The 11,625-nt window shown below is 68.1% G+C and carries 11 protein-coding genes; 10 read left to right on the forward strand and 1 reads right to left on the reverse strand.

The genetic code is table 11. The annotated features are described in order from the left end of the window. Positions 1-443: 443 nt before the first annotated feature. The 9 genes from L632_RS0107225 (at position 444) to L632_RS0107265 (ending at position 9,530) form a co-directional block, all read left to right on the forward strand. Positions 444-1,721 carry an ABC transporter substrate-binding protein gene (locus tag L632_RS0107225; protein ID WP_036697565.1) on the forward strand — a complete coding sequence of 426 codons (1,278 nt, stop codon included), beginning with the start codon at positions 444-446 and terminating at the stop codon, positions 1,719-1,721. A gap of 71 nt (positions 1,722-1,792) precedes the next feature. Continuing rightward, entirely contained in the window at positions 1,793-2,755 is a 963-nt protein-coding gene (locus tag L632_RS0107230; protein WP_028713855.1) for a carbohydrate ABC transporter permease, read from the forward strand. Then, positions 2,752-3,585: a carbohydrate ABC transporter permease gene (locus tag L632_RS0107235; protein ID WP_028713854.1), complete on the forward strand. Its 834-nt coding sequence runs from the start codon at positions 2,752-2,754 to the stop codon at positions 3,583-3,585. Before L632_RS0107230 ends, L632_RS0107235 begins: the two co-directional genes overlap by 4 nt. A 3-nt stretch (positions 3,586-3,588) precedes the next feature. Further along, the gene (locus L632_RS0107240) at positions 3,589-4,590 is read left to right on the forward strand and encodes an ABC transporter ATP-binding protein (protein ID WP_028713853.1); all 1,002 of its coding nucleotides are present in this window, start codon (positions 3,589-3,591) and stop codon (positions 4,588-4,590) included. A gap of 41 nt (positions 4,591-4,631) precedes the next feature. Beyond that, the gene (locus L632_RS0107245; protein WP_028713852.1) at positions 4,632-5,417 is read left to right on the forward strand and encodes a ThuA domain-containing protein; all 786 of its coding nucleotides are present in this window, start codon (positions 4,632-4,634) and stop codon (positions 5,415-5,417) included. Next, positions 5,417-6,466, forward strand: coding sequence for a Gfo/Idh/MocA family protein (locus L632_RS0107250; RefSeq protein WP_028713851.1), 1,050 nt, complete (start codon positions 5,417-5,419; stop codon positions 6,464-6,466). The genes L632_RS0107245 and L632_RS0107250 overlap by 1 nt, the downstream gene beginning before the upstream one ends. A 66-nt stretch (positions 6,467-6,532) precedes the next feature. Continuing rightward, on the forward strand, positions 6,533-7,705 hold the full coding sequence (locus L632_RS0107255) for a Gfo/Idh/MocA family protein (protein WP_156929504.1): 1,173 nt from the start codon (positions 6,533-6,535) through the stop codon (positions 7,703-7,705). Positions 7,706-7,809: 104 nt separating this feature from the next. Then, positions 7,810-8,943, forward strand: coding sequence for an aminodeoxychorismate synthase component I (locus tag L632_RS0107260; RefSeq protein WP_028713849.1), 1,134 nt, complete (start codon positions 7,810-7,812; stop codon positions 8,941-8,943). Continuing rightward, positions 8,895-9,530, forward strand: coding sequence for an aminotransferase class IV family protein (locus L632_RS0107265; protein ID WP_028716543.1), 636 nt, complete (start codon positions 8,895-8,897; stop codon positions 9,528-9,530). Before L632_RS0107260 ends, L632_RS0107265 begins: the two co-directional genes overlap by 49 nt. 5 nt (positions 9,531-9,535) lie before the next feature. Here the strand turns inward: L632_RS0107265 and L632_RS0107270 are convergent, their stop codons facing one another. Further along, positions 9,536-10,300, reverse strand: a complete 765-nt coding sequence (locus L632_RS0107270; protein ID WP_028713847.1) for an IclR family transcriptional regulator — start codon at positions 10,298-10,300, stop codon at positions 9,536-9,538. A gap of 271 nt (positions 10,301-10,571) precedes the next feature. Here L632_RS0107270 and nadA point away from each other — a divergent pair, with 271 nt between their 5' ends. Continuing rightward, entirely contained in the window at positions 10,572-11,624 is a 1,053-nt protein-coding gene (nadA, locus tag L632_RS0107275) for a quinolinate synthase NadA (protein WP_028713846.1), read from the forward strand. The last annotated feature ends 1 nt before the right edge of the window (position 11,625 follow it).

Consider the following 11,625-nt stretch of genomic DNA (forward strand, 5'->3'; position numbering starts at 1 on the left):
GCGGCGCCGGCCCGCCCCGCGCCGAGGATCCCTGGGCGGTGCCGCTTCCATGCGGCCTGCCCGAAGTCGCTTCTTCTGATATCCGAAATGTTTTGGAACGCACCGATGCGGCCGGTTTGACGAGGCTGTGGCCGATTCGCGCCGCGAAAGCGACCTGGCATCCGAAACGATCAGGGTGATGTTAGCGCATGACATAAGGGTGTGCATCCCGGTCCGCCGATCTCGCCCCGCCTTAGCGAATTTTTCCCGGGAATCGATGGTTTTTTGCCGCTCTCTTGCGGTTCTCCGCCCGCTTCTGCTCGCGTGCCGGCGGAATTCTTGACCGGAACAGCGCGATGCGCTAGGAATTACCGAAAGGTTTCGGATCGCATTTGAGAAAGGCGCGCAGGCGCCCGGATTGCAAGCTGGTGCTGGGGAGGCACCTTGAAAAAGGGGAGGAATTCATGGGGAAATTCAGCCGGGGGGCGCTGCGTCCGGTGGTATTGGCCGCGCTGATGGGCGGCATCGCGCTGCCCGCCGTGGCGGACGAGCTGTTCTATGTCGCGGGCGGCGTCGGCAAGCAGGCCCAGCACTTCAAGGAGCTTGTGAAGCCCTGGGAGGAACGCAGCGGCCATACCGTGACGCTGGTGCCGATGCCGCAGTCCAGCTCGGACCAGTTCGCGCAATACCGGCTGTGGCTGGCGGCGGGCACCAGGGACGTTGACCTGTATCAGACGGACGTAATCTGGGCGCCGCAGCTTTCCGAATATTTCGTCGATCTGTCCGAGGCGGCCAAGGACATCGTCGGCGAACATTTCCCCTCGGTCATCGAAAGCCAGACCACGGACGGCAAGCTGGTGGCGCTGCCGCTTTATACCGATGCCCCGGCGCTTTACTACCGCGCGGACCTGCTGGAGAAATACGGCAAGGAGGTGCCCGGCACCTGGGCCGAGCTGACCGAAACCGCCAGGCTGATCCAGGACGGCGAGCGGGCCGCGGGGCAGGGCGACCTGTGGGGCTTCGTCTGGCAGGGCAATGCCTATGAGGGGCTGACCTGCAACGCGCTGGAATGGGTGAAATCCTTTGGCGGCGGCCAGATCGTCGAGGCGGACGGCGCCGTCTCGATCAACAATCCGCAGGCAGTGGCGGCGCTGGAACTGGCGGCCAGCTGGATCGGCACCATCAGCCCGCGCGGCGTGCTGGCGCACAAGGAAGAAGAGGCGCGCGGCGTCTGGCAGACCGGCAACGCCGTTTTCATGCGCAACTGGCCCTATGCCTTCGCGCTGAGCGCGGGCGCGGACAGCGCGGTCAAGGGCAAGTTCGACGTGGCGCCGCTGCCGGCGGGCTCGGAGGAGACCGGATCGGCCTCGACGCTGGGCGGTTGGAACGTCGCGGTGTCGAAATTCTCGACCAAGCAGGAGGCGGCGGTCGATCTGGCGCTCTATCTCGCCTCGGCCGAGGCGCAGAAGCGCCGCGCGCTGCTGGACGGCAACCTGCCGACCGTGGTCGCGCTCTACGACGACCCCGAGATCGCCGAGGCGGTGCCGCTGATCCCGCGCTGGAAAGAGGTCTTCGCCAATGCCGTGCCGCGCCCCTCCGGGCCGGTCAAGAGCAAGTATAACGAGGTCTCGTCGAAATTCTGGTCGGCCGTGCATGACACGCTGTCGGGCAAGGGCACGGCGGCCGAGAACCTGGAACTGCTGGAGCTGGATCTGACCGATCTGCAAGGCTCGGGCTGGTAAGGCGCGTTGCGGGGGCTGGCGGGTTCGCGCCGGCCCCGACCGGCCCCTGCGGCCGATGAGGAGTTTCCCCCATGACTGACCCCATCGCGGGCCGCCCCGGCGGTCCCAGCCTGCGGCAGCGTCGGCAAAGGGCTGCCTTCTGGTTCCTGGCCCCCATGCTTTTCGCGCTGCTCTGCGTCGCGGCCTGGCCGCTGGCGCGCACCATCTGGTTCTCGTTCACCAACACCACGCTGTCGAACCTTTACGGCGGCGAGTGGATCGGCTTCGACAATTACCTGTCGATGCGCACGCTGTCCTCGGGGCGGGTGGTCTGGCGCGGCACGCTGGTCGATCCGGCCTGGTGGAACGCGGTCTGGAACACCGTCCGCTTCTCGCTGATCTCGGTCGGGTTCGAGACGGTGCTGGGCCTGATCGTGGCGCTGGTGCTGAATGCCGAGTTCAAGGGCCGCGCCCTGGTGCGCGCCGCCATCCTGATCCCTTGGGCGATCCCGACCATCGTCTCGGCCAAGATGTGGGCCTGGATGCTGAACGACCAGTTCGGGATCCTGAACGACATCCTGCTGCGGCTGGGGCTGATCGGCGAAAAGATCGCCTGGACCGCCAGCACCGAGACCGCGATGACCGCCGTGCTGATCGTCGATATCTGGAAGACCACGCCCTTCATGGCGCTGCTGATCCTGGCCGGCTTGCAGATGGTGCCGCGCGACATCTACGAGGCGGCGCGGATCGACGGCATCCATCCGGTCAAGGTGTTCTTCCGCGTCACCCTGCCGCTGATCAAGCCGGCGCTGATGGTGGCGGTGATCTTCCGCATGCTGGACGCGCTGCGCATCTTCGACCTGATCTATGTGCTGACGCCGAACAGCTCGGCCACCAAGACCATGTCGGTCATCAGCCGCGAGAACATGATCGACTTCGACAAGTTCGCCTATGGCGCGGCGCAATCGACGCTGCTCTTCGCGATCATCGCCGTCTTCGTCAGCGCCTATATCTGGCTCGGCCGCGTGGACCTGGGCGGGGAGGGCTCGAAATGACCCGTCACAAGCTGCTGAAACAGATCGGCTTTTACGCGCTGGTCGTGGTGATCGTCGTCTTTTCGGTCTTTCCCTTCTACTATGCCGTCGTGACCAGCTTCGCCTCGGGGACGGCGCTGTTTCGGGTGAACTACCTGCCTTCGGGATTCGACCTGCGCAACTACCAGGCGGTGCTGGGGTCGAGGAACTTCCTTTATTCCATCGGCAACTCGCTGATCATCGCGACGCTGACGGTCGGGTTGTCGCTGTTCCTGGGCGTCACCGCCTCATACGCGCTGGCGCGGGTGCGGTTCCGGGGGCGGGGGCTGCTGCTGATGACCATCCTGGCCGTGTCGATGTTCCCGCAGATCGCGGTTCTGGCAGGGCTGTTCGAGCTGGTGCGCTTTCTGGGCATCTTCAACACCCATTGGGCGATGATCCTGTCCTATACAATCTTCACGCTGCCCTTCACCGTCTGGGTGCTGACGACCTTCATGCGCGACCTGCCGGTCGAGATCGAGGAGGCGGCGATCGTCGACGGCGCCAGCCCCTGGATCATCATCACCCGCGTCTTCCTGCCGCTCTTGTGGCCGGCGATGGTGACCACCGGGCTTCTGGCCTTCATCGGCGCCTGGAACGAGTTCCTGTTCGCGCTGACCTTCACCAGCACCGAAAGCATGCGCACCGTGCCGGTGGCCATCGGCCTGCTCTCGGGCGCCTCCGAGCAGGAGATCCCCTGGGGTCCGATCATGGCCGCCTCGGTCATCGTCACGGTGCCGCTGATCGTCCTCGTCCTCATTTTCCAGCGCAAGATCGTGGCGGGCCTGACCGCCGGCGGCGTGAAAGGTTGAACCATGGCCAAGATCGAGTTGAAGAACGTCACCAAATCCTATGGCGGCTTGCAGGTCATCAAGGGCATCGACCTGGAGATCCGCAAGGGCGAGTTCATGGTCTTCGTCGGCCCGTCCGGCTGCGGCAAGTCCACGCTGCTGCGGCTGGTCTCGGGGCTGGAGGAGATCACCAGCGGCGACATGCTCTTCGACGGGCAGCGGGTGAACGACCTGGTGCCCTCGGATCGCGGCATCGCCATGGTGTTCCAGAGCTATGCGCTTTACCCGCACATGAAGGTCTATGACAACATGGCTTTCGGCATGAAGCTGGCCAAGGCCGGCAAAGCCGAGATCGACCGCCGCGTGCGCGAGGCGGCGCGGCTCTTGCAGATCGAGCATCTGCTGGACCGGCTGCCCAAGCAGCTGTCCGGTGGCCAGCGCCAGCGCGTCGCCATCGGCCGCGCTATCGTCCGCGACCCGCGCGTGTTCCTGTTCGACGAGCCGCTGTCGAACCTCGACGCGGCGCTGCGGGTGCAGACGCGGCTGGAGATCGCCCGGCTGCATCACGGCATGGAGGACGTGACGATGATCTACGTCACCCATGACCAGGTCGAGGCGATGACGCTGGCCGACCGCATCGCCGTGCTGCGCGACGGCAGGCTGGAGCAGGTCGGCACGCCCGCCGAGCTTTACGAGCGGCCGAACTCCACCTTCGTCGCCGGCTTTATCGGCAGTCCCAGGATGAACTTCCTGACCGACGGTTTCGCGCATGCGCATGACTGCGCCACCCTGGGCATCCGCCCCGAGCATATCGACATCGTCGAGGCTGGCCCCTGGTCGGGCGAGGTCGTCCATGCCGAGGATCTGGGCGCCGACCATTACCTTTTCGTCGAGATCGGCGCGGCCGAGCCCCTGGTCGTGCGCCAGCCCGGCAAGCTGGCCCGGCCGCTGGGCACGCGGCTGAGCCTGGCGCCGCGCTTGGGCCACCTGCACCGTTTCGACGCCAACGACGCGCCGATCCGCTGAAATCACCACCGCTCCCGCAGGGGAGCAACAAGGAGCGATGAATGACCATCCGAGTCACTGTCTGGGGCGAGAACGTCCACGAGCAGAAGAACAAGACCGTTGCGGGGATCTACCCGGACGGCATGCACAACACCATCGCCGCGGCGCTGAACCGCGACGCCGGCATCGCGGCCGGCAGCGTGACCCTGCAGGACCCCGAGCATGGGCTGACGGCCGAGAGGCTGGCCGAAACCAACGTGCTGATCTGGTGGGGCCATTGCGCCCATGGCGAGGTGCAGGACGCGGTGGTCGAGCGCGTGGCCGAGGCGGTCTGGTCCGGCATGGGCATGATCTTCCTGCATTCGGCGCATTTCTCGAAACCCTTCAAGCGGCTGATGGGCACGCCCTGCAACCTGACCTGGCGCGAGGCGGGCGAGCGTGAGCGGCTTTGGCTGACCTCGCGCAACCATCCCATCGCCGCCGGCCTGCCCGATCATTTCGAGCTGGAGCACGAGGAGATGTATGGCGAGCCCTTCGGCGTGCCCGAGCCGCTGGAGACCGTCTTCGTCAGCTGGTTCGCGGGCGGCGAGGTGTTCCGCTCGGGCCTGACCTACAAGCGCGGGGCCGGCAACGTGTTCTATTTCCGCCCCGGCCACGAAACCTATCCGACCTATCACGACGCCAATGTGCAGCGGGTGATCCTGAACGCGGTGAAATGGGCGCATAACCCGGCCGCGCGGCTGGCCGAGCCGACCGTCGCGCCCAATGTCCCGGTCGAGCAGGCGCTGGAGCCGATCGAGGAACGCGGTCCCAGGCTGCACGCCGCCGGCGAGGAGGGCTATCGCTGATGGTCCGGCTTCTCGTCATCGGCACCGGCGGCATGGCGGCGAACCATGCCCGCGCCTTCGCCGCCATCCCCGGCGTCGAGCTGGTGGGCGGCGTCGATCCGCGGCCCGGGCCGTTGGCCGCCTTCAATGCCGAGCATGGCATTCCGCGCGGCTTTGCCAGCCTGGACGAGGCGCTGGCCTGGGGCGGGTTCGACGCCGCGACCAACGTGACGCCGGATGCCGCGCATTATCCGACCACCATGCCGCTGCTGGCGGCGGGCAAGCATGTGCTGTGCGAAAAGCCGTTGGCCACCAATGCCGCGGATGCGGAAGCGATGGCCGATGCGGCGGCGCGGGCCGGGGTGGTGAACATGGTCAATCTCAGCTATCGCGACGTGCCGGCGCTGCAAAAGGCCGCGGCCATGGTCCGCGCGGGCGAGATCGGCGCGGTGCGGCATTTCGAGGCGAGCTACCTGCAAAGCTGGCTGACGCAGCCCAGCTGGGGCGACTGGCGGACCGACCCGAAATGGCTGTGGCGGGTTTCAACCGCGCATGGCTCCAAAGGGGTGCTGGGCGACGTCGGCATCCACATCCTCGATTTCGCCACCTTCATCGCCGGGCAGGACGCGGCGCAGGTTTCCTGCCTGCTCAAGACCTTCGACAAGGCGCCGGAGGGGCGGATCGGGGACTATGTGCTGGACGCCAATGACAGCGCCACCATGCAGATCGTGCTGGAAAACGGTGCGCTGGGGACGGTGGCGGCGACGCGCTTCGCCACCGGGCACCTGAACGACCTGCGGCTGCGGATCTACGGCGACCGGGGCGGGCTGGAGGTCTGCTTCGAGAACCGCGTCAGCCGGCTGCGCGCCTGCCTGTCGCCGGACCTGGAGATCGCCGCCTGGCACGAGGTCGACTGCCCGCCGGTGCCGACGATCTACCAGCGCTTCATCGCCGCGATCCGGGGCGAGGGCGCGGCCGATCCCGATTTCGCCCGCGGCGCGGCGCTGCAACGCCTGTTGGACCGGGCCGAGGAATCCTCGGTCGAGGCCGGGCTCAGCCTCGCTGTCTAGGCGCAACCGATCCGGCGGCGGCCCTCTCCTCCCTGCCGCCGCCGGACACCTTGCAAGGAGCATGGCATGACCCAGACCGTTCCCGCGCAGGCCCGCCGCGCGCCCCGCATCCGCCTTGGGATGGTCGGCGGCGGGCAGGGCGCCTTCATCGGCGCGGTGCACCGCATCGCCGCCCGCATCGACGACCGGTATGAGCTGGTCGCGGGCTGTTTTTCCTCGACGCCGGAAAAAAGCGCGGCCTCGGCGGCAGAGCTGGGTGTGAGCCGCGCCTATGGCGATTTTGCGCAGATGGCGATGCGTGAGGCGCGGCGCAAGGACGGGGTCGAGGCGGTGGCCATCGTCACCCCGAACCACCTGCACGCCCCCGTCGCCCGCGCCTTCCTGAAGCGCGGCATCCATGTCATCTGCGACAAGCCCCTGACCGCGTCCCTGCCCGAGGCGCGCAAGCTGGCCAAGGCGGCCGAAGGCTCGGATGCGCTGTTCGTGCTGACGCACAACTATACCGGCTATCCGATGGTGCGGCAGGCCCGCGCCATGACCTTGGCAGGCGAGCTGGGCGAGATCCGGCTGGTGCAGGTCGAATACGCGCAGGACTGGCTGGCCGAGCCCATCGAGCAGGCGGGCAACAAGCAGGCCGGCTGGCGCACCGATCCGGCGCGATCCGGCGCGGGCGGGGCCATCGGCGACATCGGCACCCATGCCTTCAACCTGGCCGCCTTCGTCACCGGGCTGGAACTGGAGGCGCTGGCCGCCGATCTGCACAGCTTCGTGCCGGGCCGGGCGGTCGACGACAACGGCCATGTGCTCTTGCGCTACCAGGGCGGGGCGCGCGGGATGCTGTGGTGTTCGCAGGTCGCCTCGGGCTGCGAGAACGCGCTGCGGCTGCGGGTCTATGGCAGCCGCGCCGGCATCGAATGGGCGCAGGAGGAGCCGAATGCCCTGTGGGTCACGCCGCTGGGCCGGCCGCGCTATCGGCTGTCGCGCGGCGGCGCCGGCACGGGGCTTGAAGCCGCGCGCCTGACCCGCATTCCCGCCGGCCATCCCGAGGGCTATCTGGAGGGTTTCGCGAATATCTATGCCGAGGCGGCGCGTGCCATCCTCGCCCGTCGCGAGGGCAGGGCGCCCGACCCGGCGGTGACGTTTCCCGGCATCCGCGAGGGGTTGGAGGGCGTGGCCTTCGTCGATGCCTGCCTGCGCTCCGGCAAGCGCAACGGCGCCTGGGTGGCGCTGGCGCTCTAGCCCGGAACCCCCGCCTTCCGCCGCATTGTCGCGCCGCTCCCATCGCGGCCATTGTTCCCGCCGTCCCGCCTATGCTACCTCGCGCCCCGAGAATGGAGGCGCGCGTGATCCTTTGCGAATTCGGTCCTGACGGCGGGCCGGTCCTGTTCCGGGACCCGCGGGAATTGCTGGTGGTGACCCGCCCCGAGGATGTGGCCTCCGCGCTCGGCCATCTCGAGGCCCGGCGCCGGCAGGGGGCCTGGATCGCGGGCTACCTGTCCTATGAGCTGGGCTATGCGCTGGAGCCGGTGCTGGCGCGCGAGATGCCGGCGGACCGGCGCACGCCGCTTATGGCTTTCGCCGTCCATGACGCGCCCGAACCGGCGCCGCCGCTGCCGGCGGGGGACGCGGCCCGGCTGGCACCGTTGAAGCCGATGATCTCGCAACAGGATTACGCGGCCGTCTTTGCCCGCACCCGCGACTATATCGCGGCCGGCGACTGCTACCAGATCAACCTGACCTTTCCCATCGGCTCGCGCCTGGTCTCCGGCTCGGCGCTGCAGCTTTACGCCGCGCTGGCCGCGCGCCAGCCGGTCGGATTCGGCGCCTATGCCGATCTGGGACAGGGGCCGGTGGTGGTCTCGCGCTCGCCCGAGCTGTTCTTCCGCCTCGATGCGCAGGGCCGGATCGAGGCGCGGCCGATGAAGGGCACCGCGCCGCGCGACCCCGATCCGGCGCGCGACGCGGCCTTGGCGGCGGCGCTGGCGGCATCGGAAAAGAACCGGGCCGAGAACCTGATGATCGTGGACCTGCTGCGCAACGACATTGCCCGCATCTCGCGCCTGGGCTCGGTGCGGGTGCCCGAGCTTTTCGCCGTGGACAGCTTCGCCACCGTGCACCAGATGAGTTCGCGCGTGGTCGGTCAGCTTGCGCAGCCGGCCGATCTGGGCGCGATGATGCGGGCGCTGTTTCCCTGCGGCTCGATCACCGGCGCGCCCAAGATCCGCGCCATGCAGATCATCCGCGAGGTCGAGCCGTTTCCGCGCGGGGTCTATTGCGGCGCGATCGGCTGGATGGCCCCGGACGGGGCGGCCTGTTTCTCGGTGGCGATCCGCACGCTGTCGGTCTGGCCGGATGGCGAGGTCATGCTGAATGTCGGCGGCGGCGTGGTGCAGGATTCGACCGCGGAAGGCGAATGGGAGGAGGCGCTATGGAAAGCCCGCTACGCGCAGGATCTGACGACCCCGAACTGCGGCTGATCGAGACGGTGCTGTGGGACGGCGCCGGCTGCCCGCGGATCGAGGGGCATCTGGCGCGGCTGGCGGCGGGGGCGCGGGCGCTCGGCTGGCCCTGCGACGCGCAGGCCGCCCGCGCCGCGCTGGTCGCGCCCGAGGGCCATCCGGCGCGGCTGCGGCTGACGCTGGACCGCCTGGGGCGGATCGAGGTGGCGCGTGCGCCCCTGCCGCAGTCGCGCCCGGAATGGCGGCTGGCGCTGGCCGGCACCCGGCTTCGCTCGGGCGATCCCTGGCTGCGGCTCAAGACCACACGCCGGGCGCATTACGACGCCGCCCGCGCCGCGCTGCCCGAGGGGATCGAGGAGGCGATCTTCCTGAACGAGCGCGGCGAGGTCTGCGACGGCACCATCACCACCGTCTTCTTCGACCGCGGGCAGGGGCTTTGCACCCCGCCGCTGTCCTGCGGCCTTTTGCCGGGCGTGCTGCGGGCGGGGATGCTGGCCGAGGGCGCCTGCCGCGAGGAAGTGCTGCCGGCCGGGGATCTGCCGCGCGTCCGGCTGTGGGTCGGCAATGCGCTGCGCGGGCTGATCCCGGCCGTCTGGGCGGGCTGAGCCGTTCAGGCCAGCGCGGCCAGCTCGCTTGCCGCACGCTTCAGCGCCGGCAGATGGGTCAGGGCGACCGCCATCGGCATGCGCTCGACCGGCGCGTGGAAGGTCAGCGCCGCCAGCACCCGCCCCCGCGCATCGAGCGCCGGCACCGAGACGCCGATCATGCCGGGAATGAACTCCTGCTCGTCGGTGGCATGGCCCTGCGCGCGGATGCGGGCCAGTTCCTCGCGCAGGCTTTCGGCGGTGGCGAAGGTGTTCGGGGTATGCGCCTGCAGCCGGGCATGGCGCAGGAAATGCTCGAGACTTTGCGGATTCATATGGGCCAGACAGACCTTGCCGGCGGCGGTGGCATGCAGCGGCACGCGGGTGCCCAGGCGGATCACCAATCGCAGCGGCCAGCTGGTCTCGACCCGGTCCACATAGACCAGCGAATCCCCTTCCGGGATCGAGATCGAGCAGGTTTCGCCCACCGAGGCGAACAGCCGCACCAGCACGTCATGCCGCGGCAGGTCGAACTGGGCGGCATGCATCACCCCCAGCATCATCTGCCGCAGCTTGTCGCCGGGCAGATAGCTGCGCCCGTCGAGCTGGCGCGACAGATAGCCCTCGTGTTCGAGCGTGGCGACGAGGCGGTGGATGGTCGGCTTGGGCAGGCCCAGGCTGGCATTGATCTCGGTCGCGGTCAGCGGCCGGGCTTCGCGGGCCAGCACTTCCAGGATCTGGAGGTTGCGCAGGCTGGGGGGAACCTGGGAACTGTCTTGAAACTCTTGCATGGCCTGGGAACCCGATCACTTCGCCGTTCTTTTTACCGCAGGACGGCGGGAGGTCCAGACGGCCCGGGCCGAACCGCGCCGTTTGGCGCCGATCGCCCGGCGCGAAGGGCCGGGGACTGCCCATGCCTTCGCTGCGCTGTAGCATTTGCGTTGCCCCAACGTCATCCTTCCGTTAGGAAACCCGACTCACGGGCTCTGACGGCTCTGGTATCCGGGGCCGGTCGCATTATATCCCGGGGGTGACAGCGACGCGGGCAGAGTGGGGGGACCAATGCTCGATCTGACGACCATCCGCAGCGAGCTCGGCTCGCATTACGATCTCGAGCCCTCGCTCGAGCTTGCCGAGCGCATGGCCGATGTCCATGCGCGGATGGGCCGCGTCATGCCCTGGCCGGACTGGGCGATCCATGCGCCCTATGTCGCGGCGATCAACAAGCTGAAAAAGGAACGCAATGCCGTGGTGCTGGCGCATAATTACATGACGCCGCAGATCTATCACGGCATCTCGGACGTGGTGGGCGACAGCCTGGCGCTGGCCATCGCCGCGACCAAGGTCGAGGAACAGGTGATCGTGCAATGCGGCGTGCATTTCATGGCCGAGACCTCGAAGATCCTGAACCCGCAAAAGACTGTGCTGATGCCCGACATGGAGGCCGGCTGCTCGCTGGCCGAAAGCATCACCGCCGAGGGCATCGCCGAGATGCGCGCCCGCTATCCCGGCGCGCCGGTGGTCAGCTATGTCAACACCACCGCCGAGGTGAAGGCGGCGTCCGACATCTGCTGCACCTCGGCCAATGCGGCGCAGATCGTCGCGGCGCTGGATGCCGAGACGATCATCATGACGCCCGACAAGTGGCTGGCGCAGAACGTCGCCAACAAGGTGCCGCAGAAGCGCATCGTCTGGTGGGACGGGGCCTGCATCGTGCACGAGCAGTTCACGGCGCAGGACCTGCGCGACTTCCGCGACTGGAATCCGGGGCTGAAGATCATCGCCCATCCCGAATGCCCGCCCGAGGTGGTGGCCGAAGCCGATTATGCCGGCTCGACCGCTAATATCCAGGACTGGGTCGAGGCCGAGCGGCCGAAGCAGGTGATGCTGGTCACGGAATGCTCGATGGCCTCGAACATCTCGGACGCCAATCCCGAGGTCGAATTCCTCGGGCCCTGCAACATGTGCCCCTACATGCAGAAGATCACCCTGGAAAAGGTGCTCTGGTCGCTGCACACCATGACCGGCGTGGTCGAGGTCGATCCCCAGGTCGCGGATCGCGCCCGGCTGGCCGTGCAGCGGATGATCGACCTGTCGCAGCGTCTGGCAGCCTGAG

Source organism: Paracoccus sp. J39, assembly GCF_000518925.1.
In the GTDB taxonomy this organism is placed as follows: Bacteria; Pseudomonadota; Alphaproteobacteria; order Rhodobacterales; family Rhodobacteraceae; genus Paracoccus.